Annotated in this window: 13 protein-coding genes; 1 reads left to right on the top strand and 12 read right to left on the bottom strand. The window is 62.1% G+C overall.

Annotated features, from left to right (window positions below; translation table 11 throughout):
- Positions 1-228: 228 nt before the first annotated feature.
- The 12 genes from ACIBST_RS48515 to ACIBST_RS48460 all read right to left on the bottom strand — a co-directional run bounded on the left by ACIBST_RS48515 (position 229) and on the right by ACIBST_RS48460 (position 16088).
- The gene (locus ACIBST_RS48515; RefSeq protein ID WP_397180225.1) at positions 229-636 is read right to left on the bottom strand and encodes a hypothetical protein; all 408 of its coding nucleotides are present in this window, start codon (positions 634-636) and stop codon (positions 229-231) included.
- 4 nt (positions 637-640) lie between these two features.
- On the bottom strand, positions 641-1711 hold the full coding sequence (locus ACIBST_RS48510) for a hypothetical protein (protein WP_397180224.1): 1071 nt from the start codon (positions 1709-1711) through the stop codon (positions 641-643).
- 21 nt (positions 1712-1732) lie between these two features.
- Positions 1733-3583, bottom strand: coding sequence for a hypothetical protein (locus ACIBST_RS48505; protein WP_397180223.1), 1851 nt, complete (start codon positions 3581-3583; stop codon positions 1733-1735).
- A 56-nt stretch (positions 3584-3639) separates the two neighbouring features.
- The gene (locus ACIBST_RS48500) at positions 3640-4371 is read right to left on the bottom strand and encodes a toll/interleukin-1 receptor domain-containing protein (protein WP_397180222.1); all 732 of its coding nucleotides are present in this window, start codon (positions 4369-4371) and stop codon (positions 3640-3642) included.
- Positions 4372-4388: 17 nt separating this feature from the next.
- Positions 4389-5690: a helix-turn-helix domain-containing protein gene (locus tag ACIBST_RS48495; protein WP_397180221.1), complete on the bottom strand. Its 1302-nt coding sequence runs from the start codon at positions 5688-5690 to the stop codon at positions 4389-4391.
- Between the two features lie 518 nt (positions 5691-6208).
- A complete protein-coding gene (locus ACIBST_RS48490; protein WP_397180220.1) occupies positions 6209-6625 on the bottom strand; it encodes an HIT family protein in 417 nt (138 codons plus the stop codon).
- A gap of 286 nt (positions 6626-6911) precedes the next feature.
- Positions 6912-8543: a YDG/SRA domain-containing protein gene (locus ACIBST_RS48485; protein ID WP_397180219.1), complete on the bottom strand. Its 1632-nt coding sequence runs from the start codon at positions 8541-8543 to the stop codon at positions 6912-6914.
- 29 nt (positions 8544-8572) lie between these two features.
- A complete protein-coding gene (locus ACIBST_RS48480; RefSeq protein WP_397180218.1) occupies positions 8573-8923 on the bottom strand; it encodes a hypothetical protein in 351 nt (116 codons plus the stop codon).
- 585 nt (positions 8924-9508) lie between these two features.
- Entirely contained in the window at positions 9509-10726 is a 1218-nt protein-coding gene (locus ACIBST_RS48475) for an McrC family protein (RefSeq protein ID WP_397180217.1), read from the bottom strand.
- Positions 10723-12909: an McrB family protein gene (locus ACIBST_RS48470; RefSeq protein WP_397180216.1), complete on the bottom strand. Its 2187-nt coding sequence runs from the start codon at positions 12907-12909 to the stop codon at positions 10723-10725. Before ACIBST_RS48470 ends, ACIBST_RS48475 begins: the two co-directional genes overlap by 4 nt.
- Positions 12910-13293: 384 nt before the next feature.
- On the bottom strand, positions 13294-15120 hold the full coding sequence (locus ACIBST_RS48465; RefSeq protein WP_397180215.1) for a DNA/RNA helicase domain-containing protein: 1827 nt from the start codon (positions 15118-15120) through the stop codon (positions 13294-13296).
- A 227-nt stretch (positions 15121-15347) separates the two neighbouring features.
- Positions 15348-16088: a CBS domain-containing protein gene (locus ACIBST_RS48460; RefSeq protein ID WP_397180214.1), complete on the bottom strand. Its 741-nt coding sequence runs from the start codon at positions 16086-16088 to the stop codon at positions 15348-15350.
- A 167-nt stretch (positions 16089-16255) separates the two neighbouring features.
- Here ACIBST_RS48460 and ACIBST_RS48455 point away from each other — a divergent pair.
- Positions 16256-16500 (top strand): hypothetical protein (locus ACIBST_RS48455; protein ID WP_397180213.1); only part of this gene is annotated, 245 nt, incomplete at its 3' end.

The raw sequence follows: 16500 nt of genomic DNA, 5'->3' as shown, positions 1-16500 counted from the left end.
GTCGCCAGCCTCGCATGGCTGGACACCCTTGAGAACGAGGAATCGCCGTGCGCTCAACCAGACATGTCTAGGACAAGTAGCCCGCCCCATGGCGTCGTACTCGCCGATCGCGGCAAGAATCATTTCACGACGGACCGGAGAGTCCCACAGCGGCAGCTATGGGCGGATTAGCGGGAAGACACAGCCCCAGGCTCTCCATACTGCCTGCTTCCACCTAGCAAGATCGCTCTAGGTCGTATCCGAAGGAGCATTGAACGTAGACCCATCTATCCGCCCGGCTTGGACGACCACAGCAGACCGTACCGGCCCGCTGATGTGGTTGTAGACCGTGCCCGTCGCCGGAGCCGGAAGACTCTGCAGGGCATCGGCCGAGCCTGGGACCTCCAGGAGCAACCTCAGCAGGCGGGCGCGCCACTCGGCCTCGATCGCAGCCGTTCTCCCTCCGTCACCTCGCGTAAGAGCGTCCACCAGGTCGGCGCGGGAGGCTTCCAGTTCCTCCAGCACGTCATCCTCATTTCCAGGTCTGGCAAGAATGCCTGCGAGTTTCTCCTTCGTCTGCGCCCATACGTCGGAGATCATCAGTGTGATCAGTGTGGTCGCGCCGGAGGTTGCCAGCGCCACGAGCTCTGCTTCCATGTCCTCAGATCCCCTCGTCCCACCCGTTTTGATGGAAACCGTCTGGGTCGTCCGGACCTTCATCCTGCGGAGCCTTCGCGCTGTCAGGAGGCTCTGGATCGGACAGCCCGAACCTGCTGAGGATCTCATCGGCCACGTCTGGCCGGCCGTACGTGCCGACCAGCAGAGCTACCTGGTGAGTGAACAGGTCCTTCTCTCGTAGATCCGTGATCTGCACGAAGGCGGCCAGGTGGTCCACCGGCGAGTTGCCATTCGGCGACGGTGTCTCTGCAAACGGCTCGAAGGGCGTGCTCCCGTGGCCGTTCGACTCGAGCAGCTCTCTGTTGTTGGCAGCCGAGGTGAGTCTGGCAAGCAGGCCGAGGTCGTTCACCGTTCTCTCAATGTGGTCGTCGTTCTTTGCAAGCCACCACACCACGGCGCTGCCGGTGTCCTTGAGCACGTCCTCGCCGAGGTACTCCCGCTTGCTTTGCTCATACTTGCGGTCGTGTTCCCAGACCACCTTGTCCTTCCGCACAGCAGCCAGCTTGTTAAGGCGTTCCTGGTCCTCCGTGGAGAGAGTGAGCTGGATGGCCTGAGCCATCACCTGGACACAGCCGGTGTTGTCCGGCTCCATCGAGCCCAGGACTTCGCCCAGTTCGTGCATGACGAGCGAGGCGCGGCCCGGTTCCCACTGTTCCGTGATCTTTCGTGCGCGCTTGAGGATCGCGTTCACGGCCAGCGCCTCGGGATTGATGCGCCGGTCGTCCCATGGCCGCTTCAACGGTGCCCAAAGGATGGTGGCGGACAGCAGGAAGTCGTAGTCATCCTCCCGGCTCGGCAGCGGGACCCTCTCTACCCGGTGTTCACGAGGCTCTACTGGTGGCGGTGGCGGAGGTACGTACAGGGTCGTGGGTTCTCTTTGCGTACGTGACCGGCGTCGAATCACAGCCCTGATGGGCGGAGCCGCGCCCGCGGCCAGTGCCATCACGAGGGCCGGCAGCCATATCTGGCGTGGAGCAAAGGCGATGAGGCCCGCCAGCAGGAGGACGCCGACGGCGTAAAGGTAGATCATGACCGTGTTGCGGCCCGAACTCATGGTGCCCTCCACGAAGGTTGATCAGCTGACCTGAATGCCTTGGGCGGTGCAGATTTTCCACAGGACCACGTTGAGAAGGGTGGCGCTGCGCGCCCGGTCATCCGGCGTGAATCGCGACAGGCTACGGGCCGCGGTGTAGAGGCCGCCCAGGACGTCGCCACGGCGCTCACTTCCCTCGATGAGGATGTCAACGAGCAGGTCACGATGGCGATCGTCATGAAGAGCCGTGATGAGCCACTCCCGCGCCCTGTCGTACCAGGCCAGCGCGGCAGTCTCGCGGAAGGCGCGCTTCCACCCCTCGGTCAGCAAGGCTCGTATCTCTGCTTCCGCGACAAGCGGCCGATCTCGATCGCCGGGAGCGGTGAAAACGGTGGGTTCGGCGACGTCGAGGAAGAGCTCGACGTCTCTTCGCCACTCCCTGCCATTTATGGCGAGCCGGGTGAGCCGGACGAGCAGCAGTCGGCGGAGCCACGGGTCCGCGGCGACCATTTCTAGCAGTGCTGTACGAGCATTCGTGCTGCGGCTCTCGCGCCGGGCCCGGTGGTGGAGACGCACCACAGCCTGATCAGGGTGGGTGACAGCGATGACCTCGGTACACATCCTAATGATCACCTGCGCCAGCGACTCGGACAGGTGATCGTCGCGCGCCCAGTTGTAGATCTGCTTGCGGAAGGACATGCCGTGTTCCTCGGCTGTGAGCGCGCGGCGCAACGCTTGGTCAGCAGCCATCTGCCTGCGGTAGGTCTTCGGTCCCTTGGTCCACTCCGCCACCGACTCGACCAGGACATGTCTGTATCTCAGGTTCAGGCACTGCTCCGCGAAGCGCTTCGCCAGCTGGTAGCGATCGTCATCAGGAAGGCACGGGTCGTCGATCATCCTTCCGACCCATCTCTGGATGCCGTCGCGTAAGCCCGGCATGTGATGCCAGAAGAGTGCGCGGACGGCAGCGTCGTATCCGAGTTCCTTGAACCGTACGTGGCCGTTGGCGTCGGGGACGGCGCCGATTTCGCCGAGGCTGGTGAGGAGATCGGAACGTTCCAGTGAATGTCGTTCGTCCGCGTAGCCGACGATGTCAAGCAGCGCCACGGCGGCATCGTGGACATGGTCGACATGCGCGTTGTGCAGCATCGCCGTGGCCAGGAGCAAGGCGCGCTGGGGGCCGTGACGCAGCTCTTTGACAGCCTCGGCAACCCCTGTTCCAAAGCCGCTGTACGCACTTTCTGCGGATTTGTACCAAGCATGGTGCGGGGCTTCAGGTGCGTTCTTGTACGCCGAGACAACGAGATCGGCGAACTTGGCGATCTCCCTGACGGGCCGCTCGGTCTTCAGGAACTCGGGCGGAGGAATGGTCACAGCGCCTGGTACGCCCGCCAGCCGCAGGTAACGGCGAAGGACCTCTTGAGCTGGAGGATGGCCGATCGTCCAGTGGAACTGCCCGAACTCGGGCGAGAGCCCCTCGCGTCCGTTACCGGGCAGGACGATCACCAGGAACGCGGCGTGCTCGACCACCATTTTGCGTAGCGAGGACAACTCGTCTTGGAAGCAGCGCCAGGCCCGCTCGTCGGCTCGCGACAGGTCCAACCACACGCGGTCGTCATCGCCGATCGAGGCCGGTTCCAGTAGGTATCGCCCGTTCTTCTCCTCCCATGTCAACTCGTGGAACCGTTCCGCTCCAGAGGACAGCTCGCGCAACAGGACCCTTGCAGTGGCTATCCGACCATTCCCTGGTGCGCCGTCCAGGAGCAACGTTCGGCAAGCCTTGAGGATGTCGCTCGCCTGCCCATGGCCGGGCGGGTGGACATAATGTCGCCACAGCCAGTCCAGTTCCTCGATGAAGGTCGGTCGGGGGCCTCGGCCCCGCGCCGCCTCCATGAAGTAGAGATCTCCGGTCCCTGTATGCACAGGCCCGTGAACGTCTGAGACCTCGGTCAACTGTCGTCCCCCTCATGCCGGCGGGCTCCACCGAAATCGTGCCGCACGCCGCCCTGGTTGTCGCCGGCGATGTATGTTCCGCCGGTCCCGGAAACGTGGGGGGAATGATGGTAGAGGTCGCCTTTGCCGGTGTGGACGGGTCCTTGATTGCCTTTGATGACTGTGCCGACGTCGCCGGTGATGTCACGGCTCTGGATGGCGGTCCCCTGGACTTCGTCGACCGAGTTGCTCACGCTGCCGCCCCTTGGCTCTTGCTGGACGGACCGATCCACTGCCTTCAACTGGGGCAGCTTTGTGGCCAGCATGTTGCCTATGCGGATGAGACCTGACTGCAGATCCTGGAAGTCGAGTCGTTCCGACTGCACGTTCGCGAGGCGCTTCAGCGCTTCGGGCAGATCGGCCGGGTTCAGGCGCTCGGTCTTCCTACCGTCCAGGACGGGGATCACCTCAATGCCGCAGGTGAACGCCTCCAGTATTTCCCTGCGCACCCAGTCGTCCTCATCGTGCAGTTCTGGACGCCTCGACCAGTTCTCTCCCACCACGACGAGCACGACGTAGCTGCGATGTACCGCGCTGATCAGCTCGCGAGGGTACGCAGACCCGGGCGGAATGGACTTAGAGGCGCGGAAGACGTGCTCGTCTCCGAAACGGTGCGAGAGATCCCGCTCAAGCAGTGCGGCGACCTTCTCGCCATCTCCTGTGCGATAGTTGATGAACACCTCGTGCATTACTGGCTGCCCTTTCTCTAGGTCTGCAGGTTGACCGCTTGCGCGGCTGCGGCCATTTCCTGCGCCAGTTCGCGTGCTGCCGGATTTCTAGGGTGTCGAGCGAGCGTCCGCGCAAGAGCGCGTATGTCCTGGGCGATGGTGGCGGAGCTCACGGTGACAGCGCCGGCCAGCAGTTCGGCGGACAGGCGGCAGGCGTGTTCGATCTCGCCCGCCACGGCGTAGGCGAGTGCGTGACGAATACCGAAGCGAGCGCGGGTGCGCAGCGCTTGCGGCGGTACAAGCGCCAAGTGCGTACCGATGACTTGAGCCGCCTCCTGCGGTCGCCCCAGATCATGCAGGCACCAGCCGGTGATCATGCCGACCGGGTCGGACAGATTCGTCGTGCCGATGACGGGCGACTGCGAGTTGGGCGCGTGCTGATCCAGCAGCGCGCGAGCTTGGTCAAGGCTACGCATGCAGGAGTCATAGTCGCCCGCGAGGGCGTGCCCCTGGGCCTCGCGCTGTGCGGCCAGGCCGCGGATGCGGGGCGGCAATCCGGCGCCCTGCGCGCGCTTCGCCAGCTCAATTGTCTGTGATGGATCGCCGCGGTACAGCGTGACCAGCGCGTGGCGAACGTGCCCGTACGCGGCCAAGTCGCGATCTCCGCCGGCGGCCGCGAGATCGATTGCCCGCCGAGTCCACCACAAGGCAGCCTCATCGTTGCCGAACTCCTGCATCATCCATCCGGCGTATTCGGCGTACCGCGAGGCGAGCCGCAAGAGCGCGTTTCTGGTGGTTGACCCCATACGGGAGGAAAGCTCCTGAAGCGAGTGAACCTGGGCGATGAGCGCGGGTAGCACCAGCTCCGGGCCGGCCACCTGCCCAAGCTGCCGGTAGTGCTCGAATAATGCGCGGGACATCCCCAGCAGAGTGCCGTTCTCAACAGGAAAGGCCGTGTCTTGGCGGCCAATGCTCATGCCAGCAACCGTCGCTACGCCCATCGTCATCGCCTGTCGCCGACTCAACGGCTGAAACCAGCTCTGCCCGTCGCCAGACAACTGCATCAGCCACACCTCCTCCACGTCATCGTTTGTCGCCTCGGAAACTCGCGTTCCAGCGGGCCGCATGGGGATGAGGGCAGCGAGACTGCCCCCACCGCCGAGCGCGGTGTCACACAAACGGGCCAGCTCCTGGCTGGGCGCTTTCAAGCCCCTCTCGACCTTGCTCAACTGAGCCTTGCTGTAGTGGACGAGCTTGGACAGGCTGGTGAGAGTGAGGCCGGCGGCGAGGCGTCGCCTGCGCAATTCTCGACCGAAGCGGACCTGCCCCTGGACCACCATGGACCTCCAGCATGTCCGCGGCACCGAGAGTTACTGTCTGTAAGAGTGCGCCACCGGTGCGGCGCGGGCAAGGCCAGTCGCCACGTTTCCCGTTTCCAGCCGGAGGATGGCTGCGGTAGGGAAGCCATGCGTGAAGTCAACGGGCTTCCCTCTGCGATGCTGGAAGCGAAGCTGAGGGGAGACGGCCGCCCGGAAGCCTGTTCAGGGGGCAGGTGAGCCACACGACGAACCGGATAAGGACATACACGACCGACTGCCGACCATGGCCAAACGGGCTCTACCACACCAGTGCCCGTGTGTTCGCCCCATGCCAGCGAGCCACCACTGATCGCAGATGGGAGGGCGGGACGGCGGTGTCAGGCAGTTGATGAGCTCGACCGCCAACGAAGGCCCCTAGACTTGACGATCCGAAAGACTGAACGCGCTGCCTCAGACCAGTCTGGGCGCCTAACTAGTGCATATGCTCCGGCGATCTGAGCTGGTTAGGAGTCCAAGGGACGTCATCACCAGCGGGACCCTCAGAGATATGGACTGAGGCGCTTGGCGATCTCTTCGGTCTCATCGAGGTCGAGACAAGGGACCTCGCCCGACTGCGTGCCACCCTCGGGGAGAGTGCCGGCCACATGGAAGTGAACATGGGGGACGGCTTGGCGCGCAGATACCCCGTTGTTCTGCCAGACAGCGATGCCCTCAGGGTCGTAGGCCGCTGTGATGGCACGGGCCGCGCGCCGCACGGCGCTCATCAATTGCTGCTCTTCTGCCGGGGCCACGTCCATAACGGTAGGACGGTGAGCCACCGGGATCACCAGCACGTGTCCCTGCCCACGTTGCCAACGCGTGACAAGGATCGCGACCTGCTCCCCTCGTTCCAGGATGGTGGAAGAGTGAAACCCGGTGAGATAATCGCAGAAGGGACATCGGTCGACGGATGGCATGGATATTGGCATATTTCCGATCTTCCCGCATCTCGTGAGGCTCGTATATGGGAGCATAAGGATCCGTCAGGAGCGGCCGATCGCAGCGCCACGGAAGTCGTATGATCCGAGCGCGCCATCCCAGGCATGCCCTCGGGCACAAACGAAGGTCTCAGCCCACCCCTCCATGACCAATCTAGTTCGCGCGCCGCAACCTGGTTACGCCCTCTTTCCTTACCTGCTTCAATTCACACGCTCTAATTTGCGCACGCATTGGCACGACCTTGAAGGCAGAAGCTCCACCTATTTAGAGCTGCATTTGACCATCCGCCGAACCACTGGGCCCGAGAGCGTGATGCTCGCGATGGTAGCGGAGAAAGTCACGATCAACGTCATGCTTCAGCACAAGTTTTCCGATTGTCTCGCCATCCGTACGATCAATTATGCTGTAATCATCCTCAATGGTGATCGCACCGTATCTAAAAAGATCTCGATGGTTAGGGCACAGGCAAAGCATGTTGTCTTTGCTGTCAGGGCCCATGTGAGGCTGTTCTCGCCCACGGATATGCACGGTAGCAGCAATTCGTAGGCCCCCTGGCACCTCTAGCACAGTGCCACATACCTGACATGCATGGTCGTACACTTGCTTTAGTTCCGCCGCGAGCAGCCTGTCCGCATAAACTCCTGGAGCGACCTCTTCCCTACGTCCAGGGGAAAGCTTGCGACTCAGATGGAGCGCCCCAGCCTTCTTAGGCGTCCCGTCATCTATCTGCTCAAGTCGAAACTGGAGGACTATAGGCCCATCGACGCTGCGTTTGGTCCAGTAATCAGCTACCGTGAATATCCCGTCATAGCTATAGCCAGCTGGCGGCGAAAATTCCTTGACACCCCCAGCGCCACGAACGACCCGAACTGGCAGCCCAGTCATAATGCTCTTGATGAGAGCAGCATTGCCCGAGTCGTCTGCCGACTGGTCTTTGACCTGCACGCCAGTATTAGGATCACGCCCACCATGTCCGGTGTAGATGATCACATCCCCGTAATCCTCATCGTCCTTGTAACCCCCCGAAACGACGATGGACTCGGCGCCGCCCCGCTCAGCAGTGCCGCAGATGCCTGCCTGCAACGGCCGGTGAACACCTGCGTCGTGCAGAGCTCTACGGCTCTCGAAAATGGTCCCTGGCCGAATCCCCTCGATGACACCGTAAAACTCTTTTGTCGTAATACGTTGCTGGCTTTTATGTGCGCGGTTACGCACCAAGGTGAGGCGCGCGGCAAAGTGTGACTCGCGCTTCTGTGGGATAGGAAGGCCCTTATCTCGCAACGACTCGCGCGCATGTTGGAAGATTGTATCCAGCTCGAGAAACTCAGGCTGTTCCGGGATTCCCGTACTAATGAGATGTATGAGCTCGCCAGTGAAGGCAGTATAGGTGTCGAGACCGCCGAGCGCCGTCTTATTCTCGGCCGTCGCAGTCATCAAGTATGTGCCAGTGACACGGGCATTGTTAGCGACACGTTCTGTACCGTCTTCGGCGCCCATCAGCCCTAGCGCAAGTCCACTGTAGCAACAGTCTAGGATTACGATTTTTCGCTGCGCGCGACTCGCTCGAAGCTCGTTTCGTACCGTGTCATAGGCCACCGCACTGTACATGCGGTCCTTATGCGAGTCTACTAGAGTGAGATACAGATCGCTCTCCACGGAATGCATCAATCCATGGCCAGCGAAGTACACGATAAGAGTGTCTTTTGCCTCTTCTCTAGCCTGCCACAGTGGATCCATCATCGCATCTACCGTGGTGGGATTATGGACAATCGTGCAGTGTTCTGCCGGCAGTCCCCACAGGTCAGATCTTTGAAGGAGACCGCCCAAGGTCGTCAGGTTGTTTTCAACGGCAGGGAGAGACGCTAGATAGGTGTACTTGCTCGTGCCAATCAGCACGGCACGCGAGGTTAAGGGATCAGGGAGACTCAATCGTTCCCCTCCAACGCCTTGAGAATCTGAACCACGAGTTCCGACTCCGCCTCGGATACCACGACGGTGGTTCCCCCACGTTCAATGGTTACCTGTGGGCGATGCCGCCGCGTTCTACGCCACTGCGCCACTGTCTCGATGAAAGCGGGCCATTGCAATGCGCTCGTCACGGCCAGAGCGATGAGATCGAGAGTGTCGCCCATCTCACCGGGCTCCGGGTCCTTAGACTGCAGGCGCACATCCATATAGTCAAGGGCATCGAGGTCCCTCAACAACCAATCGTAGAGCGACCGGAGCTCCTGCTCGGCAAAACCTCCACTCATCCGAAGGTTCACTGTTTCATCCACCACAACCTCCACCAATCCACGACGAATCTACATCCGGGATGCTACCGGCACCCACCTCACATGAGCATCCAAATACACGAAAAACGGGCACCTCTCGCACCCCTTCCTCGCCAGCCATCCCCACCGTCAATCTTCCTCGGACACGAGCATGATAGGAAGATCGATCTAGAAGGGCCTCAGCTACAGGGAGCACCACTAGTAACGCACTGGACGTTGTCCCGGCCACGGACCACGATGAGGCTGCCTCTTTGATGCCAACGGATCCGAGCGCCGTGCACTCTTGACCGCAAGCTCCGTCACAACACGCTGAACGTGGCAGCAGGTGTCCCCGTGGCCCCTGCCAACCGGTAGACGGCAACCAAAGACCGCTGCTTGGCGAGATCCACCGTGACCATCAAGTCGGAGCACATCTGCGCGAACACCTGACTCGTCATCAACGCACACGGGGCACACTGAACTCCTCTACTGACTGCCGTGGGCCGCCTGTATGTGTTGGGACACATGCGGGATGATCCCGGCTGACTTCCACGCTTGGGCTGTTGGCCCAGCTCAAGCCACCCCACGGGACGGATTAACCGCTTCCTCCTACAGTGGGATTGGATCTACCCTTTGGCGTGGCCCTTCGGGGCCTGCAGCGAGGCGGTCGACCAACGCGGCTACCGCGATTGCCAGATCGGTGGGCCCTTGGCTGAGATCCAGACCATGCACGTACACCCTGATATCCGACTTCTTGATCCGGTACGGCTCTGCTGACGGCGTTCCGGAGGCATAGACGAGGTGCCCCTCGGCAAGGCCGAGAGCGGTGCAGTAGGAGATCAGCTGGAACAGATGCCCCGTTGGCGGAGCCCCGTCCAGAGTCCGGTACTTCGCGTCCACGACCGCGGTGGGTCGCCCGTCGCGGTAGATGAGGATGTCGGGCTGGATCAGCACCCGCCTCTGCTGATCCAGCCGGTGCCCCTGCTGGGCGACGCAGCGCAAGCCGTACGGCAAAAGCCCAGTGGTCAACTGCCGGGTGAGGAAGCGTTCGAAGATCTGGGCCATGTTCAGGATGAAGCCGTCGATCTGTATCGCCTGCGCACCCTCCTGTTGCAGTGAGGCCCCAGCAAGGATCAATTCCGCTAGTCGGAGCGCGGGGACATAGCGTTCGTTGAGCCGGGTCGGCCGCCACGTCGGCAGCGCCCCTGGTCGGGCGGAGACAACGCCGACGAGCCGCCCGGCCAGGTGCCGCAGCAGCGCAATCGTGGTGTCCGCGACGCCCGGCAGGGTCTGGGCGAGCTCGATCGCGCCGAGCAGTATCTGGTTCTCGGGAATGTCGGCCAGGTAGTCGTCGTAGGCGACCTCGATCACAGTGGGCAGCCCCATCCGGCGGCTCAGCTGAGCGCTGGTCCGGATGCGGCCCCGGATGACGGCGAGAGCGTCCTCGCGGTAGACATAGCCGTGCAGAACCCCGCCGCGGAGCGCACGCTCTGCCGCGCGGGCGAACACAGTGGCCAGTGCGGGCACGAGCAGATCGTCGGTCGATGCGGTGATCTGGCGGTGTTGCCAGACGTCGTCGTAGTCACCTAGCAGGCCAAAGAGCCGCCGGACGGGCAATTTCGGCTGGATGCTTAGCTCGATGGCGCCGTCCTTGTGACCAAGCCGTACGGTCCCGACGCGCTGGCGTCCCGCGAGCCGCCACCGTCCGCCTGCAGTCGGGGTAATGGTGACCAGTTCTGGGACGGTGGCCAGCGTGGCGACCTGCGCCGGAGTCAGGGGCTGAGGCAGGCTGGCGGTGGCCTCGGCGAGGTGGAGATGCAGGGTCACGGCAGAGTGTGACCGAGCGCGGCGAGCAGGGCCGGCAGGCCGTACTCGGCCTCGATGTCGTCGACTTTGCCGTAGAGCTGATCTTCCAGCAGGGGCAGGATCTCCGCCGCCCAGATGAGTTCCAGTCCGCGGCGGGTGGCCGCGTTGGGCGTCATCAGGTACGAGGGGCCGACGGCCCGGTCCGGGTCATTCAGGCGGCGGTTGACTTCCTCCAGCAGGAGCGCGGGCAGAACGGAGAGTCCCTCGCGCTCCAGCCAGCGGCGTAGCAGTCCGTCGACCGGGAGCCGGTCTGGGATCAGCGCGCGGAAGACGAACCGGCGGCGCATGGCCGCGTCGATCAATGCCACTGAGCGGTCAATGGTGTTCATGGTGCCGATGACGAAAACGTTCTTGGGTAGCTTGAACGGCTCATCCGGCGAGTACTGCAGAGTGATCTCGTGGTTGCGGTACTCCAGCAAGAAGTACAACTCGCCGAACACCTTGGCCAGATTGGCGCGGTTGATCTCATCGATGACCAGGACATACGGCCGGTCGGGCTCCTTCTCGGCCGCCTCCACCGCGTTCTTGAACGGGCCGGGCACCAGGTCAAAGCCGACCGTGCCGTTCTCGCCGAGCCGGGGGCGGAAGCCTTCGATGAAATCCTCGTACCCGTAAGAAGGGTGGAACTGCACCAGCTTGGTGCGATCGGGGCCTGCCAGCGCTTCACCGAGCTTGGTTGCCAGGTAGGTCTTGCCGGTCCCGGGTGGGCCGTAGAGGATCATCTGCCGCTTGGCGGTCAGCAGGTCGGCGGTCTCCTGCAGCCAGCTGAGCGGCATGAGCAGGTCGTCGGCGAACGCCTGGGTGAGTGTGGGCACGATCAGGCCGCGGGTCTCGTCCTGGGCCAACACCTCGTCGGTGAGTTTTTCTTCCAGCCCTGCGCTGGTGGCCAGCGCCGCGATCACACTGGTCAGCTCACCGATCGTCATCGCGGTCTTAAGCTTGGCCTGGGCTTCCTCGGGGAGGGTCTGGCGGCTCATGGCGGTGGGCTGCCACTCGACCGAGCGACGGCGAGCCAGTCCACGGCCGGCTGAATCGTCGTAATACGCGTCGCTGGTGATGGTGCCGACATAGACGGCATCGCCGTCGACGGTCGCGATGAGATCACCGGGTTGGAAGCCGCTAAGGAAACGCCACAGCTGACCGGCCGTGACGTCCCTTTTGCCTTGTTTGGCGTCGGGAAGCGCCACGGCAACAGCGTCCTTGACCTGCTGCCGGGACGCGCCGGCGGGCAGTTGTTCGATTTCAGAGAAGCTGACTGAGCAGAAGCCGTCGGCCAGCCACTGCGGGATCGCGTTGACGCTGTCGACGTTGGCTCCGCGTACCAGCCAGCCCTTCTGCGACCGCGGTGGCGGAGGCGGCTCCCAGCGAGACCGCCAGGGCTCGTCATAGAAACTGAACCGTCCGCCGTGTTCTGCTTCGATCAGCTGGCGGATGGCGTGTATGTCTCGATCGAGATCCCCAGTCGGCTCGGCCAGCCGGTCTGCAAAGGCATCCCGGATGAGCTGCTTGTTGCGCTCGACCGAGACCGGGGCGAACACATCAGGGAACAGTAAGAACAGCAGCACGTGGAACTGGGCACGGGCCCGCGACTTGCCGTCGTAGTCCGTGAGCACCGATTCGGCCAGGTCCCGGAAGCACCACGGATCCCGCAGAGCCGATTCCCGTTCGTGGAGCGGTAGCTTCACCAGCAGCTGCGTGAGGCGGATGAGGAAGGCGAACTGGGCCCAGCGGTAGTTGAGGAACGCTTGGCCACCCTTCATGTAGCCCGGTGAGGCTGCCGCGGCCAAATCGTCGGGCACCTTCGCCTCGAAGGAAGCCCACGACAACACGCTGCCTAGGATCTCGAATTTGCGATTGACGCCAATGGTGGCAGGGCTGAGCGGCATGACGTTGAGGTAGAGCAGTTCTGCGGCAAGCACGATCGCCTCGTCGCTACCCTCGGCGATCTGCCGTTTGAGCTTGACCAGGAACTCGTCAGACGACTCGTCGAAGTTCTCAACGAACCGGCGGAACAACTCGTCCGCGGCATCCACTGTCCAGGTGCGCCGGCCAGGAACAAACGACGACTCCCCGGTCAGAACACCAGCTTCGACTACCTGGCGTGCCGCGCGGCACACGATCACGCCCTGGTCCCAATCCACCATGAGTCCCTTCCACCTGAAGTCTTCTATACATCCTCAGGAATCCTGCATGACGTTACGCAGGTTGATCACAAGGCGACCTGACCCATGGACGATCTGGCGGGCCGGAACGTGGTCGAGATGTCATCCGCGCCTGGCCGGCCCGCCACCAATGTCGCACGCTCTAGCGGATCCCGCGAGGACGATCGATTGCGGGACATAAACGGGATAACCAGGAAAGAGCGGACATCGGTCTAGGGCGCTTGCCCAAGTCAGGTTGCGTAACTGAATGGTACAGCCCGCGCTCTCCTATAATGGGTGCCACAGGTTTGACCCTTCGGCCCCAAAAAAGATCCAGCCTCGGGCTGGATCAGGCGCTAGTTTTGGCCGAACCATGGCAAGCCCAGACTACCTAGACGCGGCAATCAATGACGTGAAATACGCCTGCGTCTCCGGGTCCGTCGAGTAAATTACGGTGCCCACCATTGCGCGCGTCAGTAGAACCCTATACGTGTTGCGAATCAACCTATCGGCATGGGCTCCCCCAATACTCCTAATCGCGGGATCCCTGCTCGCCGCCGGCACTGTAACCAATCGCCCTTCCCTATAGACTAGGTCGGGGCCGAAGATTACGCCATTCCAGTCGTACTCGAACCCCTGCGCCGTATAGACGGTACCGACTTGATCGAACCCACCTGGCAGAGCTGCCCAAAGAGCGCTTGCTGGAGCGTCGCCAATCGGACGGTCACCCTTGACAGTCCAAGGTCGGGCCCAATCTCCGATACGAACATCAGCTACAAGCGTGTCCCCAACTGGAGCGCTCCACTCCCAGCAGAACCCTGCTGTCATCCGCGCCGAGAAACCCTCAGCCAACTTCGCCCGAAGCAGCGACTCCAGTTCATGCGGAGACTGGGCGGCAGTAACAGTGAAGCTGTCGCCGCCCGACCACAGTCGGGGCGCCAACTCCTCCTTGTCGAGACCAAGCAGCCTCAGGACCCACTCCGTATAAGCATCGCTCCCGCCAAAACGGAACTGTGCGTCTAGGTCGACCTGCTGTACAGCTAGGCCGAGTGCGGAAGCGCGCTCCCGAATCCGATGCACAGTTCCCGTCTCGCCTGGCCGTACCGCCTGGTGCTCGTCGAGCAGGAACACCGGCACACGAGCTGCGGCGATTAGCTCATCGAGCTGGAGACGGCCAGTCCGATCTGCCGACCTGCTGAAGCGGTTAGCCGACGTCTCTCGAATTCGATGCGCCTCGTCACAGAGCAATACGTCAATTTCATTTGGCTTGGCGGTCATGAAGTTGTTGAAGTATGTGAACATTGACTTAGTCTGAGCTGAGCCCTTTGCCACTACCCGACGCATGACCTCCGTGAATGCCTTAGAGCCCGTCGCATGCAAGGTTCGATAACCTTGACTAGACAACTCGGCAAGAAGAGAGAGAGCAATCACGCTCTTGCCAGATCCTGGCCCACCAGATATCACAACGACCTTCTTGCGGTCGCTGTTCATCGCCTCGCGAACGGCCTGTAGGACCAACTCATAGGCCAGCCGCTGCCGATCAATGAGGACGAACTGACCGCGATTCCTAATCTCCGTTCCGGCCACCTTGAGCAGCGACTTTGACGCCCGCACCGGGCTCTTCAACAGGCGCTCGGCTGCCGGTTTCCCTGGCACAGAGGCAAACTGAGTCCGAAGATAGTCGAGGAACTGCACGCGCCGACTCTTGCTGAATAGCTGTACGCGATCATCCTCCATGGCATAAAGATCTAGAATTTCCGAATCAGTGGCGTTGTACAGGTAGACCACGCCATGAACAGCGCCAGATTGGTCGTTAACAGCGCCCAGAAAGTCGGCCAGATATTCGCAATATCCACGAGCTTGAATCACTGGGTGAAGCTTGGGACGACTGCCCATGCCGGCTACCTGGACCACACTCTGGTCCTCTCCACACACCGTGGCTTGTGTCCATTGCTTCAACTCGACTACGACGAGCTGGTCACGGCCGGTATTGGGATTAATCCCGGCCAGGACCACATCAGCCCGCCTGCTCGTCAGCGGCATCTGATATTCGACCAACATCTCGACCCCGCCAAGCCCTGCATCGACCAAATCCCGCGCAAGAAGTGGCAGGCTCTGGGCCCAGAGACGCTGCTCAGCCTGACTGGCAGTGATCCCAGCGCTGGCCCGTAGGTGCTCGGCGATCTCTTGACCCAAAGTACGTTCGGATGCCAACTCCGACGTCAGCCGAACCAGACTCTCCGCCGAATGCTGAAGGGGTCCAGACGGCAGGCTGGCCGGTACCCCCATGGACTCACTGAGATTTTTAGCCGAAGGGCTACCCCCCGAAACCGTTTTCTTCGCCTCGACAGACCTACGGACCATCATTGCAGCCTCCCCTCGAAGGACGTCATCTGGGACATCACTTATACCTCTGCAGAGCTCTGTTCCCAGTCAGGGAATTACTGAGCTGTCAACGCGCGGAGCCAGCTCAGGAACGTGACCAAGCGGTCGACTTCGCCATCATTTGGGGGTGAGAGCACCGCACCTCGATGATGCGCGAACCCGTTTCGGATCTGACGGACGGCCGAGACCTCTTCGATGAACGCATCCTGGTCTACCTGCCACCCTAGGCGGTGCCAGCAGTCGGCACGTCGCAGAACATGCTCGATGCCGCCCAGGTCCAGGTCCTCCACCGAGTGAATACGAGATCGGCCAGTCACGTCCCGCAACTCAGCGATGGTATGGAACGCCTGGTTCACGATCCCGCGCAGACGACGTTCGATTTCCCCCAGGGGCAGGTGGGTACCGCTGAACCGCTCCAGCAGTGACAAGGCACCCTTCAGGGTAACGATCCCGGATACGTGTGACTGCTCATCCTGAACATAGGCGAAGCCGTGATAAGTCAAGATCGGCATGACGTTCTCCAACTCGGCCTCGATACTCACCACGTGGGCCTGTTGCACCGCAGCGAGGAGATCTGCCGACCGGGCGCTCATACGAACGATGGAGATCGACCGGAGCGTTGCGACGCCCAACAGGGTCGAGGCGTCTACGAGGACAGGAAGCCGATCGAACTTGTGGAGCGTCAGGAGGGTCTCAGCTCGAGCCAGCGTATCGGCCGGTGAAAGGCTTACGAGCTTGGCGATACGAGCGGTTGGAAGATCACCTACACGCAGCACGATACTGCCGTCGTTGATCATTAAAGGGCCCTGAGTGGGGCGATGTGCGAACAAGGCCACGCTGACGCGGCCATGCGCTTGGGCAGCATGAGCTACTCCTACGGATTGGGGGCTTTCCTAAACCGCGTCGCGGCGGAAGCCCGGCGTGCCGTAACTGATGTTGAGACGATAGCTGTTCGAGGGGCCGGGTGGAACACATTCGTTCGAATGTCTTCCCCCGGCTCGGCCATGCAAGGAAGAGTGCACCGCCCGAGGACAGCATCCGCATGCCCAAGCCGCATCAGCCGCTCTCTCGCTATGGCGGGATGGGGGATATGTGCGGGATGATCTTGCGCGGGCTAGGCCGTGTCTCAAAGGATCGTGAGCCAGTCGTTGATGGCGGCGATGTGGACGGTGGCTTCGTAGCGGACGGCGAGTTTGTCGTACCGGGTGG

Source organism: Nonomuraea sp. NPDC049684, from assembly GCF_044465345.1.
Lineage (GTDB): Bacteria > Actinomycetota > Actinomycetes > Streptosporangiales > Streptosporangiaceae > Nonomuraea.
This window is presented reverse-complemented; position numbering and strand designations above follow the sequence as displayed.

What these genes read in the sequence shown, in the direction of transcription:
- ACIBST_RS48505 (WP_397180223.1), bottom strand. Translation starts at nt 3,583, where the DNA reads ATGGAGGCGGCGCGGGGCCGAGGCCCCCGACCGACCTTCATCGAGGAA.
- ACIBST_RS48510 (WP_397180224.1), bottom strand. Translation starts at nt 1,711, where the DNA reads ATGAGTTCGGGCCGCAACACGGTCATGATCTACCTTTACGCCGTCGGC.
- ACIBST_RS48515 (WP_397180225.1), bottom strand. Translation starts at nt 636, where the DNA reads ATGGAAGCAGAGCTCGTGGCGCTGGCAACCTCCGGCGCGACCACACTG.
- ACIBST_RS48460 (WP_397180214.1), bottom strand. Translation starts at nt 16,088, where the DNA reads ATGATCAACGACGGCAGTATCGTGCTGCGTGTAGGTGATCTTCCAACC.
- ACIBST_RS48495 (WP_397180221.1), bottom strand. Translation starts at nt 5,690, where the DNA reads ATGGTGGTCCAGGGGCAGGTCCGCTTCGGTCGAGAATTGCGCAGGCGA.
- ACIBST_RS48470 (WP_397180216.1), bottom strand. Translation starts at nt 12,909, where the DNA reads ATGGTGGATTGGGACCAGGGCGTGATCGTGTGCCGCGCGGCACGCCAG.
- ACIBST_RS48490 (WP_397180220.1), bottom strand. Translation starts at nt 6,625, where the DNA reads ATGCCATCCGTCGACCGATGTCCCTTCTGCGATTATCTCACCGGGTTT.
- ACIBST_RS48500 (WP_397180222.1), bottom strand. Translation starts at nt 4,371, where the DNA reads ATGCACGAGGTGTTCATCAACTATCGCACAGGAGATGGCGAGAAGGTC.